We start from the raw sequence: 16,232 nt of genomic DNA, 5'->3' as shown, positions 1-16,232 counted from the left end.
CATAAAGCTTACAAACTATTCTATTTTTATGATTTAAGTTGAATACATATTTTCCGTTAGGCTAACTTAAAATTTCTCAAGGATTTCGCAGTATGCAATTCAAACCACTTGGTCACACTGGCATTAACCTTCCAGAAATTTGCTTAGGTACTATGACATTTGGTGAGCAAAACACTCAACAAGAAGCTTTCGAACAACTCAATTACGCTTTAGAGCACGGTTTATATTTTTGGGATACAGCAGAGATGTATTCCGTACCCCCTAAACCAGAAACATATGGTGCGACTGAAACCATTTTAGGCAATTGGTTTGCACAACATGGTCAACGTGACAAAGTATTCCTTGCTTCAAAAATTGCAGGTCCTGGCTTTGGTGGAACTCATATTCGAGAAGGTCATACCAAGTTTAATAGTGAACATATTTCACAAGCGATTGATGGTTCTCTTAAACGCCTCCAAACAGACTATATTGATCTCTACCAATTACACTGGCCAGAACGTCATACCAACTTTTTTGGCACGCTCGCTTATGGTAATCAGCAGGCCCACAATAATTACAACACTACGCCTTTAGAAGAGACATTACTTGCTCTTCAAAAAGAGATTAATCGAGGACGTATTCGTTATATCGGCTTATCTAATGAAACGCCTTGGGGCACTATGAAGTTTTTACAGCTTGCTGAAAATTTAGGTGTAAGTAAATTTGTGAGTGTGCAAAACCCCTATAGCCTGCTTAATCGTACTTATGAAATCGGTATGTCTGAGATTGCTAAATATGAAGGTGTAGGATTACTTGCATACTCTCCTCTTGCTTTTGGTTACTTAACTGGTAAGTTTAGAAATGGGGCACGTCCTGCGAATGCTCGCGTTACTCTATTTCCACGCTTTAGTCGCTATAGCAATCCACAAAGTGAATGGGCAACGGAACAATATGCACAGCTCGCTGAAAAGCATGGTTTAAGCCTGACTCAATTGGCTCTAGCCTTTATTAAACAGCAATTCTTTGTGACGAGTACAATTATTGGTGCGACTAGCTTAGATCAGCTCAAAGAGAATATTCAGGCTTTTGAAATTGAGCTTTCACCAGAAATTTTACAAGGCATAGAAGCTATTCATGTACAACAGCCTAATCCTGCCCCTTAAAAACAAAAAAACGGATGCTTAAGCATCCGTTTTTATACTTATATTAAAGTTTTAAAACTTATCTACGGCCATTATAAATAGCTAATGCTGCAGGTAAGTTTTTACGCATATCATTAATACGCTGAGCGTTAGATGGGTGAGTAGACAAGAAAGATGAACCACCAGCACCTTCAAGTTTGTTCATTTTTTCCCAGAGGGTAATAGCAGCATTTGGGTTATAACCTGCACGTGCCATTAACATTAAGCCCCCTTGGTCAGCACGGCTCTCTAAACTACGCGAATATGGTAAGCCCACCCCTACTTGCGAACCTAGTTGTGCAGCAGCCGCACCTAATTGGTTAACGTTACCGCCACCTGCATAGCTTAAGCCAATATTTAATGCCAAATCAGTTAAAGCCTGTGCGCCAATTTTACTTTTAGCATGCTCTTCTAAAGCGTGCGTCATTTCGTGGCCCATAACAGCTGCAATTTCAGCATCCGTTAGGTTGAGCTTATTCACAATACCTGTGTAGAACACGACCTTACCACCTGGTGCAACGTAGGCGTTAACAGTATCTGATTTCAGTACAGCCAACTGCCAGCTAAATGGCTGCCCTGTTTGATTTACTTGATCAGCATAAGGTTTTAAACGGTTGAAAACAGCATTAATACGGCTATAGGTACTTGAACTTGTATCTAAAGTCCCTTTAGCACGTGCTTCCTGCACCATTTTAGTAAAACCTTGTGCAGACTGCGCATTTAATGTTGCTGTATCTGCACCAGCCATGTCAGCCATTGTTGCGCAACCAGAGATTGTTACAACACCTGCAGCACACAAGCTTAAAAAAAGTTTCTTATTCATCAACATGGGTCACCTAAATCTTAAAAAAACTGTTTATTCTTTTGCACTTATTATAAGAAATAGCACATAAGCTTTGAATCTCTCATTTCTTCACGATCATAGTATTTATGTAACGATCAAGCAGATAAAGTCATCAAATAAATCCAGAACAGTAAACATATTATATTTAGGACAAGATAGACATGGCTTAAAGGCTTAACTTTCTCTTCAAGAGAGGGACTTGTCCTTTTCCATAAGAGATAACTGTTTTGTATAAAAACGACCGGGATTAAGACACAAGCAATCAAAACAGAAAGACTCATAAATGCTGTCATGAAGAAGTCAGGGTTATAATTTTGGCCATAAATGACTAGCATAGCTAACGTTGGCGAACCACCGATCGCAAACAAAAAAGAATAAAAAATGGTTTTTGAAATAGTGGGTTGCAATTTCATTTTAGTTCATCATCCATGACATCACTTATATTTCTGTTTTAATCTGAATTAGACAAAACAGAAACTGCACTTTAGTCGGATATAAAAAAGCCCCCTTTTTCAGGAGGCTTTTATCATCTTTGCAAATTAAGCAGAGAATGGGTGACGTAAAACAATTGTTTCTGCACGGTCTGGACCAGTTGAAACGATATCAATCGGACATTCGATTAATTGTTCAATACGTTTTACATAAGCCAAAGCATTTGCAGGTAATTGGTCAATGCTCGTTAAACCAACAGTTGACTCGCTCCAACCTGGCATAGTTTCATAAATTGGTTTCAAACATTCAAAAGAAACCGCATCAGAAGAACCTACACAACCTGAATCAGTATTTTCATAACCTACACAGATTTTCACTTCTTCTAAACCGTCTAAAACGTCAAGTTTAGTCAAGCAAATACCTGAAAGTGAGTTAACATCTACAGAACGGCGTAAGATTTCAGCATCAAACCAACCACAACGACGTTGACGACCAGTAGAAGCACCAAATTCATGACCTACTGTACCCAAGTGTTTACCAATTGGGTCACCAGAATCAGTTGCTGCATCGTAAACTAATTCTGTTGGGAATGGACCTGCACCTACACGTGTTGTATAAGCTTTAGTGATACCTAATACATAATCAAGATGTAAAGGCCCCATACCAGAACCAGAGCTTACGCCACCAGCAGTTGTATTTGAGCTAGTCACATACGGGTAAGTACCGTGGTCGATGTCTAAAAGTGAGCCTTGAGCGCCTTCAAACATTACAGGCTTACCTTCTTTGCGGTAGTCATGTAATACTTTAGTCACGTCAATCACTAACGGAGCAAGCACTTCACGCCATTCGTTGCAAAGAGCCAACACGTCTTCAAATTTAACTGCTTCTACACCGTAGAACTGGGTTAATTGGAAGTTATGTAACTCAAGCATTTCTTGGAGTTTTTCTTCTAACGCTGCACCACCACGAACAAGGTCAGCAACACGCACTGCACGGCGAGCTACTTTATCTTCGTAAGCAGGGCCAATACCACGACCTGTAGTACCGATTTTAGCGTTACCACGTTTCTTCTCACGAGCCTGATCAAGAGCAATGTGGTTAGGTAAAATAAGAGGACAGTTTGGAGAAATACGTAGACGTTCCTTAACTGGAACACCCTCAGCTTCCAAAATTCCCATTTCTTCAATTAATGCTGCTGGTGAAAGCACCACACCATTACCAATTAAGCACAATACGTTTTCACGTAAAATACCTGATGGAATGAGGTGTAATACAGTCTTTTTACCACCTACGACAAGAGTATGACCTGCGTTATGTCCGCCTTGATAACGTACTACCGCAGCCGCTTGATCTGTGAGCAGGTCGACGATTTTACCTTTACCTTCGTCGCCCCATTGGGTACCAAGTACCACAACATTTTTGCCCATAATAGCCTCATTACATCATGCTGTTAAAATTGGAAACCATCAGTAAAAACTTACTGCTGGCGTTTAAATCTTTTCAATATTCCATTGACCGTTTTGCGATACAAGCTGATGCGTCGCATAAGGAATAGAACCTAAATTATCATTACCTAACAATTGGACTACACGTAAGCCTTGTAAACGTGCATTTGCAATTGCCTTAAGTAAATCTGCATCAGTACCTTTAGGCGCTACTACAGTTTCAATTTCGGCAAACTGATTTGCACCTAAGGCATATAAATCACAACTGAAACCAGTAGCAGGACGTGCACGACCGAAGTGTTCACCAATACCATCGTAACGGCCACCTTGCGCTAAAGGTGCAGCACGGTTCGGTGCATAAACTGCATACATCAAACCAGTGTGATAGTGGTAACTGCGAAGTTCGACAACATCAATCCCAACATTCAGTGCTGGCCAACGGTTTTTAATTTGTTCAAGTGTAGTTTTGAGCGCATTTAATGCAGCATCAAATTCAACATCTTTTAAAATATCTGTACTTAAATGAGTTTGTAATGCTTCTAAATCACTTGCATAGCGACCAAGTGCATAGAAGTCTGAACCCATATTTAAATTTTGAGTAAATTCAGCTAACTCAGGTAATGCTTTTCTTTGATAAAGATCAGATAACTCATGCTCTTCATTTTTAGAAAGTCCGGCATATTTTACTAAGCTACGAAATAAGCCTACATGCCCTAGGTCTAAATGTGCACCTTGCAATGTATAAGCATTTTCAATGAGCCCAAGCATTACATCGACCATTTCAACATCAGCTTCAATACTATCGTGGCCATATAGCTCTGCACCTAATTGTAAAGGTGCGCGAGTCGCATTGAAATTTTGTGGTTTTGTATGTAATACAGTCCCTGCATAACAGTAACGTGCAACCCCTTCAACAGGTCTTACATGTGCATCAATACGTGCAACTTGAGGCGTCATATCAGCACGGATACCGAGTAAACGGCCTGAAAGCTGATCAATCACCTTAAAAGTTACTAAATCCAGGTCTTGATTTGATTCTGATAATGAAGACAACGATTCGATGTATTCGATAAATGGTGTATATACCAGTTGATAACCTCTTACTGAGAGGAAATCTATAGCTTCACGGCGAAGTTTTTCAATGACTTGCGCCTGTTCCGGCAATACATCTGCTACCCCGTCAGGCAGCAACCATGTCTCTGAAATGGTCATATTTCAAGCCTAAAATCTGATCAACGTGGAACGACCCCACATAAAAAAATCGGGAACACACCCGATTTCTCTTAGTGTAGCATGATACTTTGTGCCATGCACCTGACAATTTGCATAAATCTTTCTTAATAAACTCTAAAGTCAAAAAGAAGAGATTAACAATTAACAATATTATTCAATACTTTACTCTTATTCACTTTAGTTATTAATAGAGCTTGTTCGACCAAAGAATGGGCCAATATCTGAACTATCACCTTGTTTCCAGTTAACCAACCTTAACTGCTGAACAGCTTTCCTAAGTTATTTCAAATTTAGAAAGAATCACACAAGTCTAATAATCGATTTGCATAGCCCCATTCATTATCGTACCAAGCAAATACTTTAGCTTGATGCCCAACAACCATAGTTTGAGTTAAATCAACAATAAGTGAATAAGGCGAATGATTAAAATCACTTGAAACGAGTGGCTCATCAGTCACTGCCATAATTTCCGCATAATCTGTTTGAGACGCCTTAATCAACAATTTATTAATATGATGAACAGTAATTGGTGATTGTGCGATAAAAGTTAAATCAATGGCAGCCACATTAATGGTGGGAACTCGAATTGAATAACCATCAATACGGTCTTCCATTTTAGGCATTACACGTTTTAATGCACCCAGTGCACTAGACGTAGTTGGAATAATATTTTGACCAGAAGCTCTGGCACGACGTAAATCACGGTGCGCATGGTCAAGCACAGACTGATCTGCTGTTACGGCATGAATTTCTGTCATGAGCGCAGTTTCAATCCCAAATGCGTCATCAATGATTTTTACTAACGGCACTAAAGCCTGTGTCGTACATGACACACTTGATATGATTTGATCAGACGCTTTCACATCGGCATGGTTAACGCCATAGACAATTGCAGCATCGACATGGTCAAAAGGTGCAGCCCCAATAATGACTCTTTTTGCCCCAGCTTCTAAGTGGCGGGTTGCATCAGCATGAGAACGGAACAAGCCTGTACATTCGAGTACAACATCAATTTGCAAGCTTGCCCACGGTAAAAGTTCTGGCTGTTTTTGCTGTAAAACTTCAACTTTCAAATTTCTTTGGTTAGATTGAATATTTAAATAAATCTTTTCATTTTCAATCGCTATGTCAACTTTGCCATTAAAACGACCATGAGTTGAATCATATTTAAATAAATGCACTAGTGTCTGTACATCTGCTATATCGTTAATCGCCACGATTTCAAAATGAAATTGTTTCGGGCTTTCAAACCATGCACGTAAAACATTACGTCCAATCCGGCCAAACCCATTAATGGCGATACGTTGCATGACCTATCCTTATCTACAAAACCAGAAACGAAAGAAGGCATATAGTAAAACACGTGAAGGCCAATTGAATATAGATTTTTAGCCAAATCACAGTTTTGTAAGATATTCCCTCTAAAATCGTTGGTTCGGTGGGGTTTTTCCGTTACAATTTAGCGTTTTTTAAAAATAAGCCCCGTATCACATGCAAGATTTGTGAACAAATAAACTTGTGGTGATGCTTTTAGCCAAATTCGAAAATATGGAGTGACTTGGTTGTGAGTACTCGTTTAATGACATCTGCTGAAATTCGTGAAGCATTTTTGCGCTACTTTGAAACGCAAGGGCATACACGTGTTGCATCGAGTTCTCTTGTTCCTGCCAACGACCCAACTTTATTATTTACAAATGCTGGGATGAACCAGTTTAAAGACTGTTTTTTAGGTCTTGAAAAACGTGATTATGTACGTGCAACAACATCACAAAAATGTGTACGTGCAGGCGGTAAACACAACGATTTAGATAACGTCGGCTATACAGCTCGTCACCATACATTCTTTGAAATGTTAGGTAACTTCTCATTTGGTGACTATTTCAAACGTGATGCACTTAAGTTTGCTTGGGAGTTTTTAACCAGCGAACAATGGCTAGCTTTACCGAAAGATCGCTTATATGTAACGGTTTATCATACAGATGACGAAGCTTATGACATCTGGAATAAAGAAATTGGTTTAGCTCCAGAGCGTATTATCCGTATTGGTGATAACAAAGGCGAAAAATACGCATCAGATAACTTCTGGGCAATGGGTGATACAGGTCCTTGTGGTCCATGTTCTGAAATTTTCTTTGACCACGGTGACCACATTTGGGGTGGCTTACCTGGTTCTCCTGAAGAAGATGGCGACCGTTTCATTGAAATCTGGAATAACGTTTTCATGCAGTTTAACCGTACTGCTGATGGCGTACTTCACCCTCTTCCAGCGCCATCTGTAGATACAGGTATGGGCTTAGAGCGTATTTCTGCAGTATTGCAACATGTTAATTCAAACTATGACATTGACCTGTTCCAACACTTATTAAAAGCTGCTGCAAACATTATTGGTATTGAAGATGAAGGTCAGCCTTCTTTACGTGTCGTTGCAGACCATGCGCGTTCTTGCTGCTTCTTAATTGCTGATGGTGTAAACCCAAGCAATGAAGGTCGTGGTTATGTATTACGTCGTATTATTCGCCGTGCTGTTCGTCATGGTAACAAGCTTGGTGCAACAGGTACGTTCTTCTACAAAATGTTGCAACCATTAATTGAAGTGATGGGTCAGGCTTACCCTGAGTTAGAAGCTCGTCGTGATGTGATTGAAGCAACTTTAATTCGTGAAGAAGAACAGTTTGCTAAAACACTTGAGCAAGGCTTAAAACTTCTCGAAGGTGAACTTGCTCAGTTAAAAGATAAAACTATTCCGGGTGCGACTGTATTTAAACTTTACGACACTTATGGCTTCCCGACAGACTTAACGGCTGATATTGCACGTGAACGTGGCTTTATTATTGATGAAGCCGGTTTTGAAGTTGAAATGGCTGCACAGCGTCAACGTGCACGTGATGCTGGTAAGTTTGCAGTTGACTATAACAGCATTGTAAAAGTCGAAGGCGAAACTCAGTTTGACGGTTATATCAACACAACTGGTCAAGGTCAGATTGTAGCGATCTATAAAGATGGCGTACAAGTTGACGAAGTTTCTGAAGGCGACGAAGCACTTATCGTTTTAAACCAAACTCCTTTCTATGCTGAAAGTGGTGGTCAGATTGGTGATACTGGTATCTTCAAAAATGAAACAGGTATTTTTGAAGTTCAAGACACTAAAAAGTCTGGTGGTGCCTTTGTTCATCAAGGTATTGTGACTGTTGGTAACCTCAAAGCAAATCAAAATGTAGAAGCGATTGTTAAAGCAGACATTCGTGAAGCTACTGCGCGTAACCACTCAGCAACCCACTTGTTACATGCTGCCCTTCGTCAAATTTTAGGTTCTCATGTACAACAAAAAGGTTCTTTAGTTGCAAGTGATATCTTACGTTTTGACTTTGCAAATGACCAACCTGTTTCATTTGAACAATTACAACAAGTTGAACGTCTCGTAAATGCTGAAATCATTGCCAATACTCCAGTGACGACTGAGCTTCTCGACATTGAAGCAGCAAAAGCAAAAGGCGCAATGATGCTGTTCGGTGAAAAATACGGCGATGAAGTTCGTGTACTTTCTATGGGTTCAGTTATTGATGAGAAAAACTTCTCAATCGAACTTTGTGGCGGTATTCACGTAAAACGTACAGGTGATATTGGTTTATTCAAAATCACTTCTGAAGGTGGTGTAGCTGCTGGTGTACGTCGTATTGAAGCAGTGACTGGCACTAAAGCATTAGAAGTGGTACAAAAAGCTGATCATGATATTCAGCACATTAATAGCTTACTAAAAGCACAGAAAGACCAAACAGTTGAGCGTGTACAAGCCAATGTAGAATTGGTTTCTGCATTACAAAAGCAGATTGAACAGCTCAACCAGAAATTGGCAAACTTCCAAGCGGCTGATTTGATTGACCAAGTTCAAACCATTGCTGGTCGTCAAACGCTTATTACTACTGTTCAAGGGGTTGATGCCAAAGCGCTTCGCAACTTACATGACAGTGTAAAATCAAAATTAGAGAACGCAGTGATTGTGTTAGCAGGTGTAGAGGGTGACAAAGTCAGCCTGCTTGCATCAGTCGCGTCACAATACACTGCAAATCTAAAAGCAGGTGACATCATCAAACATCTAGCAACTGAACTAGGTGGTAAAGGTGGTGGTAAACCTGACTTAGCACAAGGTGGCGCGCCACTTAACGAGAAGTTTGGACAAGTGATCGCAGCATTGCCTGCATGGCTTGAACAAAAATAAGACTTCACTTTTTGTGTAACTGACCCTGAAAAGCCTCTCAGGGTCATGGCTTATATGGAACAACTATGGCATTAATCGTTCAAAAATATGGCGGTACTTCTATGGGTACCCCCGAGCGCATTTTAAATGTTGCTCGTCGTGTGAAGCGTTGGCATGATCACGGTCACAAGGTTGTTGTGGTCGTATCTGCAATGAGTGGTGAAACAAACCGCTTACTTGCCCTCGCTAAAGCCATTACCGAAACACCTGACCCACGCGAGTTAGACCAAATGGTTTCAACCGGTGAACAGGTGACGATTTCCATGTTAGCTATGGCACTTAATTCGATTGGTGTGGAAGCTAAATCCTATACCGGACGTCAAGTCGGTATTAAAACTGACAGTGCATTTACCAAGGCGCGTATTGAGTCGATTGACACAGATGTCATGACCAATGACCTAGATGCAGGCCGTGTTATTGTAGTTGCAGGCTTCCAAGGCTTTGACGCTAATGGAAACACAACTACTCTAGGACGTGGTGGTTCAGATACTTCTGGTGTTGCGATTGCTGCTGCACTTAAAGCAGATGAATGCCAAATCTATACTGACGTTGATGGTGTTTACACTACAGATCCTCGTGTTGCTCCTAAAGCGAAGAAAATTGATCGTATTTCTTTTGAAGAAATGCTAGAAATGGCATCATTAGGTTCAAAAGTTTTACAAATTCGCTCAGTAGAATTTGCCGGAAAATATCAAGTTCCTTTACGCGTATTATCAAGCTTTGATAATGATGACGACGGCGCATTTGACGACGAATTTAAAGAAAATGTAGGTACACTCATTACTACTGAGGCAGAAGACACTATGGAACAGCCAATCATTGCAGGTATTGCTTTTAACCGTGACGAAGCAAAATTAACGATTTTAGGTGTACCTGATGAACCAGGTATTGCTTCTAAAATTTTATCACCAGTAAGTGATGCCAACATTGAAGTGGACATGATAGTCCAAAATGTTGAAGAAGATGGCACAACAGATTTTACGTTTACTGTAAACCGTGTTGATTTAGCGAAAGCTGAAAAAATCTTAAATGAAACTGCCAAAAATATTGGTGCACGCGAAGTTTCAACACGTGACGATATTGTAAAAGTTTCAATTGTTGGTGTGGGTATGCGCTCACACGCTGGTGTAGCAAGCAAGATGTTTACTGCCCTCGCAGACGAAGGTATTAATATCCTTATGATCTCAACATCTGAAATTAAGGTGTCTGTCATCATTGATGAGAAATATCTTGAACTTGCAGTTCGTTGCCTACATACCGCTTTTGGTTTAGATCGCGAACACGGTGAAAGCAGCGCCCGCGCTTAATTTTACCAACCGGTCAAGAATTCATTAAAAAATGTTTACTTGTCCGACAATAATCAAAGAAAACACAGAGCCGCTATAGTTTTTTTTATAGCGGCTCTGTTATATTAAACGGAAAGTTTTTTGGCAGAGATTATCAAAATATGACTTTGTTCTCATATTTCTGTTAGAATCTGACTGAAAACTGAGGTTGAGCTTTTTATTTGGGTACCAATATTGCAGTTTTAAGCGTTTAGCAAGGAGATAAACATGCTGATTCTGACCCGCCGTGTCGGGGAAACATTAATGATTGGGGATCAAGTCAGTGTTACTGTGCTTGGCGTCAAAGGAAACCAGGTTCGAATTGGTGTGAATGCGCCAAAAGAGGTTTCTGTTCATCGCGAAGAAATTTATCAACGTATTCAACATGAACGTGCAATGCATGAACACCTTCAACATCTTGATCAAGATTATCAAGTTTCATATGAAGATGATAATTATGCACAGAAAAACTTCAATCGTTAGTATGAAGTTATTCTCTCCCTAATTAAAGCGACTTTATAGTCGCTTTAAATTTTTTGGGAGTATATAAATTTATAGCCCTAATGCACGTTTTACAGGTGCATAACTACGACGATGCTGATCGATTACCCCGTGAGCTGCAATCGCTTCAAAATGCGCTTTAGTTGGATAACCCTTATGTTTGGCAAAACCAAATAATGGATATTGCTGATCTAATTCTGCCATTTGTCGATCACGTGTGACTTTTGCCAAGATACTCGCTGCACTAATCTCGGCATGGCTCGCATCCCCTCCGACAATCGCTTCACAAGGAATAATGATGCCTTTTGGAATTTGGTTGCCATCTACAATGACTTTTTGAGGCTGTGTTTTTAGACCATCCACGGCACGTTGCATAGCCAAAAAAGTTGCTTGCAAGATATTCAGCTCATCAATCTCTGCATGGGTAGCTTCTGCTATTGACCATGCCAAAGCTTTTTCCTGAATTTCGATAAACAACTTTTCACGTTTCTTTTCAGTTAATTTTTTAGAATCATTCAAACCTAAAATTGGATTGTTCGGATCTAAAATAACAGCTGCAGCAACAACTGAACCCACTAGTGGGCCTCGCCCCGCCTCATCTACGCCTGCAACAAACATGTATACTCCAATAAAAAAAGAGGCCGATCAATATGAGTCAGCCTTCTTTGAAACTCAAATTATTAATTACTTTTGCAAAGCTTCTGCTACACAAGCGTTTACAGTATTAGAGACAACCTGATTTACAACTGTTGCACGTGCCGCAGGGTCAAGTGCAGCAGTAGCCAAATCAACTGCTGTAACACTGTTTGGTGCCTTTTCACTTACGCAACCACAAACATTAGTTTGAATACTATCACGTTGTTCAGCAGTCATAAGCTTGGTTGCTGTTTTCCATGCAGCAACATTATTAATTTCTGTAATACATTTCGCGTTTACAGCCACTTTTAATGCAGTCATGCCTAACTGTTGAGTTGCTGTTTCTGTAGAACCTGCACCAGGCGTGGTCGCACATGCCGTTAAAGCTAAAACAACTGGTGCCATAGCAAGCATCAATTTTTTCATCATTTTTTCCTTTGATCGAACGTAAGCAGCGCGTATTTTGCCTAAACTTGTGCTTAGAAGAAACAAATAAATTGATGCATTTGTGCAATCTAACTCTGTTATTTTCCAACTCAAGTTGACTATGTTTCTTCAATTAAAGCGTTCTGTTTATAGCACGCTCCGTTACGAGAACAACATTTCTCAAAATCAACCCTTTCTCATAAAATCTAGCACTAAAATGACAAAAAAATAGGGTCTTTTATGCCTGCCTCATCCTCTCAATACTACAACCGTACTGCACAGATTCTGCATTGGGTCATGGCAATCATTTTCATTACCGCTTGGGTGATTGGCTTTTATAGTGGAAACTTTTTAAGTTACGATGCTGATGGTAGCTTTAAAGGTGATGTCATTACACTACATAAAAACATTGCCACAACCATTATTTTTCTAGTAGTTATTCGCCTTTTCTGGCGTTACACCCACCCAGCCCCACAGCTGCCTGACACCATGTCACCCACTATGAAAACCCTAGCTCACATCGGACATTTATTGCTTTATGTGATTTTAGTGGCTTTACCTGTGACAGGATGTTTATTTAGCTGGAGTGCTGGTCATCCTGCCCCTGTTTTATATTTATTTGAAATTCCACGTTTAGTACAAGATAACCCTGAGATATTAGCGATTGTTAAACCATTGCATATCTATATTTCATGGTTTGCAGGTTTACTTATTGTTGGACATGTTCTGGCAGCTTTAAAACATCACTTTGTGGATAAAGATAATGTTTTAAATAGTATGACTAAACAACCTAAATAAATTCTATGTTAAAAAAAACCGCCTATCACAGGCGGTTTTTTTATTTAGATTTTCTGAATTTCTGAAATCCACTTTTGTTTCTCTTCATCTGAGATGAAAGAGGCTTCAAAAGAGTTAATTGCGAGTTGCTTCAACTCATCATTACTTAAATCTAAGGCCTGCTGAATAGCAATAAAGTTATCATTCATATAACCGCCAAAATATGAAGGATCATCCGAGTTAACAGTCACATGTACGCCTTTTTGTAAAAGACGGCGGATGTTGTGATCTTTCATATCCTTAACGACACATAGCTTTAAGTTACTTAAAGGACAAACCGTTAATGGCATTTTTTCATTAATTAGACGAGCCATTAATTGTTCGTCTTCTTCAGAACGCACGCCGTGATCAATACGGTTTACTTTGAGCAAGTCTAAAGCTTCCCATACATATTCAGGTGGGCCTTCTTCGCCTGCGTGAGCCACGATTAAGAAACCTTCCTCACGTGCCTTAGCAAAAACACGTTCAAACTTAGCTGGTGGATGGCCTACTTCACTTGAATCAAGTCCAACAGCAATAATGTCTTCTTTAAACGGTAAAGCTTGCTCAAGCGTTTCAAATGCAGCTTCTTCGCTTAAATGGCGCAAGAAACACATAATAAGCTGAGAGCTAATACCAAATTTGGTTTTTGCGTCAGCACATGCACGTTTAAGCCCATTGATCACCGTTGCAAACGCAATACCACGGTCGGTATGAGTTTGCGGGTCGAAGAACATTTCTGTATGAACGACACGATCTTCTGCACATTTCTCAAAATATGCCCATGCTAAATCATAAAAATCTTGCTCATGAACAAGAACATTTGCACCAGCATAGTAAATATCTAAAAATGATTGAAGATTATGAAAGTTATAAGCTTGCTTTACTTCTTCAACAGATTTGTAAGGAATCTGAATCTGATTACGCTGTGCAATAGCAAACATTAATTCAGGTTCAAACGTCCCTTCAATATGCACATGCAACTCGGCTTTTGGTAAGGCCTGAATCAGCTCGACTTGATTCATATTAACTCCACATCTAAAGAAAAAAGGGTGTGGTAAGCACACCCTTCTATAATTTCCTTCTTATATCTCTATCAATAAAATAGTTCTAGAAGGAAATTATGAAAAATCATATTAACCGCCAAAAGCGATAAATTTAAATACCCAAAGAGCAGCAATAATCCATACCATGTATGGAACAGTTTTTGCCTTACCTGTGAATAATTTAACTAATGCATAGCTGATGAAGCCCATAGCAATACCATCTGCAATTGAGTACGCAAATGGCATAAATACAATCGTTAAAAAGGCTGGAACAGCTTCTGTAATATCATCCCAATCAATGTGCGTGATCCCTTGGATCATGAGTACACCAATGAACAACAAAGCTGGAGCTGTTGCAAAACCTGGCACAGATTGAGCAAGAGGTGCCAAGAATAAACAGCAAATAAATAAGAAAGCGACCACTACTGCAGTTAAACCTGTACGTCCACCTGCTGCTACACCTGAAGCCGATTCAATATATGGCGTAGTTGATGATGTACCCAATGCTGCGCCAGCAACAATTGCAGTAGAGTCAGCAAATAGTGCTTTTTTCAAACGTGGCAATTTACCATCTTTTAAAAGGCCCGCACGGTGTGAAACACCTACCAAAGTACCCGTACTGTCAAACAAGTCAACAATAAAGAATACAAAGATCACACCCACCATACTTGCAGTAAACAGACCTTTAAAGTCCATTTGCATAAATGTTGGTGCAATTGAAGGAATCTGCCCTACTACACCTTTAAATTCATTTAAACCTAAAGCAGTCGCAATTGCTGTCACCACCAAAATACTAATAATGATGGCACCACGGACTTTAAGCTGATGTAAAACAACAATAAGTAAAAAGCCAAATAAAGCCAGTAGTACAGTAGGTTGTTTAATATCGCCCAAACCCACTAATGTTGCTTTATTTGCAACAATAATTCCGGCATTTTTTAGCGCAATAAGCGCCAGGAATAAGCCAATACCACCACCTATCGCAAATTTAAGCGACATTGGAATTGCATTAACAATCGCTTCACGAACTTTAAAGAAGCTGATTGCAAGAAATACAACGCCTGAAACAAAAACAGCAGCTAAAGCTGTCTGCCATGGCACCCCCATACCCATACATACCGAATAGGTAAAATAAGCATTAAGCCCCATGCCCGGTGCTAAGGCGATTGGATAATTGGCAATAATACCCATCACTAAACAACCGATTGCTGCTGCCAAACAGGTCGCAACGAATACGGCGCCATGATCCATGCCGGTTTCAGATAAAATGAGTGGATTGACAATGATGATGTAACACATCGTTAAAAACGTAGTTACACCAGCAAGAACTTCTGTTCGAAACGTGGTTTTATTGTCGCTTAACTTAAATAAACGCTCTAACCAGCCTGCCGAAGAATTGGGCGCCGCCATAAGTAGCCTCTATGCAAAATCTGAGCTGTGGAATATGTACTTCTATGTAGGTATCTGAGCAATCTTGTTTTTCTGATCAGATCTCTAGACAAAAATCTTCAATAGACGAAGCAACAAATATGCCACTCATTCGATTTCTGCTGTCATACACAGAAAATAGCCACAGCCCCTCTTGAAACACAAAAAAGCTGCATAACCCCTATGCAGCTTTTTTACTATACGTTCAATAAGTTTAACAGATTCAAAAGCAACATGATCAAAATTTATGAAAAGATATGATCAATGGCACAGTTTTTAAATCAAATAATAATGACTACTTTGCTTAGAAAAACACTTTTTTATCGCTGATATATTTTTGCAAATTATATGAAGCTAAATTGCTATGACTAATACGATTAGGATTTCGCTCAATTGTTTGCAAATTTTTTTCAGCTTCCTGAATAATCCTCATGAGCTCTTGATGTCTTTTATTTTGGGTATCTAAATACGCCCAGTACCCTAGTACAAACACGATACTCACACACAACACTATTAATACTTTATTGATCATTATTATTATCTCTATGTTTTTAATGTTAATGATCTTAACAAAAAATAACCAGTTTGTGAATATTTTCACATTTATTTACAATAATTATTAATCACTCAATCTATTGATATAAAAAATGTTTTCTAATTTGCAATTTTAAAAAAGAGTAAAAAT

At 39.4% G+C, this 16,232-nt stretch carries 15 protein-coding genes; 5 read left to right on the top strand and 10 right to left on the bottom strand.

From position 1 onward, the window contains the following. Positions 1 to 92 precede the first annotated feature (92 nt). Positions 93 to 1,142 carry an NADP(H)-dependent aldo-keto reductase gene (locus tag HMPREF0014_RS08735; RefSeq protein ID WP_004888034.1) on the top strand — a complete coding sequence of 350 codons (1,050 nt, stop codon included), beginning with the start codon at positions 93 to 95 and terminating at the stop codon, positions 1,140 to 1,142. Between the two features lie 58 nt (positions 1,143 to 1,200). On the opposite strand, the gene HMPREF0014_RS08730 is transcribed toward HMPREF0014_RS08735, so the two are convergent. The 5 genes from HMPREF0014_RS08730 to HMPREF0014_RS08710 form a co-directional block, all read right to left on the bottom strand. Then, on the bottom strand, positions 1,201 to 1,983 hold the full coding sequence (locus HMPREF0014_RS08730) for a M48 family metallopeptidase (RefSeq protein ID WP_017393664.1): 783 nt from the start codon (positions 1,981 to 1,983) through the stop codon (positions 1,201 to 1,203). A gap of 116 nt (positions 1,984 to 2,099) precedes the next feature. Continuing rightward, on the bottom strand, positions 2,100 to 2,417 hold the full coding sequence (locus HMPREF0014_RS08725) for a hypothetical protein (RefSeq protein WP_002156849.1): 318 nt from the start codon (positions 2,415 to 2,417) through the stop codon (positions 2,100 to 2,102). Positions 2,418 to 2,543: 126 nt separating this feature from the next. Beyond that, on the bottom strand, positions 2,544 to 3,863 hold the full coding sequence (locus tag HMPREF0014_RS08720) for an adenylosuccinate synthase (protein WP_002156866.1): 1,320 nt from the start codon (positions 3,861 to 3,863) through the stop codon (positions 2,544 to 2,546). A 63-nt stretch (positions 3,864 to 3,926) separates the two neighbouring features. After that, positions 3,927 to 5,093, bottom strand: a complete 1,167-nt coding sequence (locus tag HMPREF0014_RS08715) for an ATP phosphoribosyltransferase regulatory subunit (RefSeq protein ID WP_004888036.1) — start codon at positions 5,091 to 5,093, stop codon at positions 3,927 to 3,929. Positions 5,094 to 5,404: 311 nt separating this feature from the next. Next, positions 5,405 to 6,424 (bottom strand): type I glyceraldehyde-3-phosphate dehydrogenase, encoded by a 1,020-nt coding sequence (locus tag HMPREF0014_RS08710; protein WP_004888037.1) that lies wholly within the window; start codon positions 6,422 to 6,424, stop codon positions 5,405 to 5,407. A 269-nt stretch (positions 6,425 to 6,693) separates the two neighbouring features. Between HMPREF0014_RS08710 and alaS the strand changes: the two genes are divergently transcribed. The 3 genes from alaS (at position 6,694) to csrA (ending at position 11,177) form a co-directional block, all read left to right on the top strand. After that, complete coding sequence (alaS, locus tag HMPREF0014_RS08705; protein ID WP_004709855.1) at positions 6,694 to 9,330, top strand: alanine--tRNA ligase; 2,637 nt, start codon at positions 6,694 to 6,696, stop codon at positions 9,328 to 9,330. 65 nt (positions 9,331 to 9,395) lie between these two features. After that, entirely contained in the window at positions 9,396 to 10,676 is a 1,281-nt protein-coding gene (locus HMPREF0014_RS08700) for an aspartate kinase (RefSeq protein ID WP_001185176.1), read from the top strand. Positions 10,677 to 10,922: 246 nt separating this feature from the next. Next, positions 10,923 to 11,177, top strand: coding sequence for a carbon storage regulator CsrA (csrA, locus tag HMPREF0014_RS08695; RefSeq protein ID WP_000906487.1), 255 nt, complete (start codon positions 10,923 to 10,925; stop codon positions 11,175 to 11,177). A 69-nt stretch (positions 11,178 to 11,246) separates the two neighbouring features. Here the strand turns inward: csrA and rnhB are convergent, their stop codons facing one another. Both rnhB and HMPREF0014_RS08685 read right to left on the bottom strand, forming a co-directional pair. Next, positions 11,247 to 11,813 (bottom strand): ribonuclease HII, encoded by a 567-nt coding sequence (gene rnhB, locus HMPREF0014_RS08690; protein WP_000495832.1) that lies wholly within the window; start codon positions 11,811 to 11,813, stop codon positions 11,247 to 11,249. Between the two features lie 66 nt (positions 11,814 to 11,879). Next, positions 11,880 to 12,257 carry a hypothetical protein gene (locus HMPREF0014_RS08685; RefSeq protein WP_002156817.1) on the bottom strand — a complete coding sequence of 126 codons (378 nt, stop codon included), beginning with the start codon at positions 12,255 to 12,257 and terminating at the stop codon, positions 11,880 to 11,882. A gap of 240 nt (positions 12,258 to 12,497) precedes the next feature. Here HMPREF0014_RS08685 and HMPREF0014_RS08680 point away from each other — a divergent pair, with 240 nt between their 5' ends. Then, positions 12,498 to 13,055 (top strand): cytochrome b, encoded by a 558-nt coding sequence (locus HMPREF0014_RS08680; RefSeq protein ID WP_004888054.1) that lies wholly within the window; start codon positions 12,498 to 12,500, stop codon positions 13,053 to 13,055. 44 nt (positions 13,056 to 13,099) lie between these two features. Here the strand turns inward: HMPREF0014_RS08680 and HMPREF0014_RS08675 are convergent, their stop codons facing one another. The 3 genes from HMPREF0014_RS08675 to HMPREF0014_RS08665 form a co-directional block, all read right to left on the bottom strand. Beyond that, positions 13,100 to 14,098, bottom strand: coding sequence for an adenosine deaminase (locus HMPREF0014_RS08675; protein WP_002156878.1), 999 nt, complete (start codon positions 14,096 to 14,098; stop codon positions 13,100 to 13,102). Between the two features lie 111 nt (positions 14,099 to 14,209). Then, positions 14,210 to 15,529 (bottom strand): NCS2 family permease, encoded by a 1,320-nt coding sequence (locus HMPREF0014_RS08670; RefSeq protein WP_004888055.1) that lies wholly within the window; start codon positions 15,527 to 15,529, stop codon positions 14,210 to 14,212. A gap of 322 nt (positions 15,530 to 15,851) precedes the next feature. Then, a complete protein-coding gene (locus HMPREF0014_RS08665) occupies positions 15,852 to 16,079 on the bottom strand; it encodes a hypothetical protein (RefSeq protein ID WP_004709863.1) in 228 nt (75 codons plus the stop codon). Between the last annotated feature and the right edge of the window lie 153 nt (positions 16,080 to 16,232).

This window comes from Acinetobacter sp. RUH 2624, assembly GCF_000162375.2.
Taxonomy (GTDB): Bacteria; Pseudomonadota; Gammaproteobacteria; order Pseudomonadales; family Moraxellaceae; genus Acinetobacter; species Acinetobacter nosocomialis.
Note: the sequence above shows the minus strand (reverse complement) of the source record. Positions and strands in the feature narration are given on the sequence as shown.

Coding starts and splice junctions, on each gene's coding strand:
- HMPREF0014_RS08735 (WP_004888034.1), top strand. CDS start 93: ATGCAATTCAAACCACTTGGTCACACTGGCATTAACCTTCCAGAAATT.
- HMPREF0014_RS08730 (WP_017393664.1), bottom strand. CDS start 1,983: ATGAATAAGAAACTTTTTTTAAGCTTGTGTGCTGCAGGTGTTGTAACA.
- HMPREF0014_RS08725 (WP_002156849.1), bottom strand. CDS start 2,417: ATGAAATTGCAACCCACTATTTCAAAAACCATTTTTTATTCTTTTTTG.
- HMPREF0014_RS08720 (WP_002156866.1), bottom strand. CDS start 3,863: ATGGGCAAAAATGTTGTGGTACTTGGTACCCAATGGGGCGACGAAGGT.
- HMPREF0014_RS08715 (WP_004888036.1), bottom strand. CDS start 5,093: ATGACCATTTCAGAGACATGGTTGCTGCCTGACGGGGTAGCAGATGTA.
- HMPREF0014_RS08710 (WP_004888037.1), bottom strand. CDS start 6,424: ATGCAACGTATCGCCATTAATGGGTTTGGCCGGATTGGACGTAATGTT.
- alaS (WP_004709855.1), top strand. CDS start 6,694: ATGACATCTGCTGAAATTCGTGAAGCATTTTTGCGCTACTTTGAAACG.
- HMPREF0014_RS08700 (WP_001185176.1), top strand. CDS start 9,396: ATGGCATTAATCGTTCAAAAATATGGCGGTACTTCTATGGGTACCCCC.
- csrA (WP_000906487.1), top strand. CDS start 10,923: ATGCTGATTCTGACCCGCCGTGTCGGGGAAACATTAATGATTGGGGAT.
- rnhB (WP_000495832.1), bottom strand. CDS start 11,813: ATGTTTGTTGCAGGCGTAGATGAGGCGGGGCGAGGCCCACTAGTGGGT.
- HMPREF0014_RS08685 (WP_002156817.1), bottom strand. CDS start 12,257: ATGAAAAAATTGATGCTTGCTATGGCACCAGTTGTTTTAGCTTTAACG.
- HMPREF0014_RS08680 (WP_004888054.1), top strand. CDS start 12,498: ATGCCTGCCTCATCCTCTCAATACTACAACCGTACTGCACAGATTCTG.
- HMPREF0014_RS08675 (WP_002156878.1), bottom strand. CDS start 14,098: ATGAATCAAGTCGAGCTGATTCAGGCCTTACCAAAAGCCGAGTTGCAT.
- HMPREF0014_RS08670 (WP_004888055.1), bottom strand. CDS start 15,529: ATGGCGGCGCCCAATTCTTCGGCAGGCTGGTTAGAGCGTTTATTTAAG.
- HMPREF0014_RS08665 (WP_004709863.1), bottom strand. CDS start 16,079: ATGATCAATAAAGTATTAATAGTGTTGTGTGTGAGTATCGTGTTTGTA.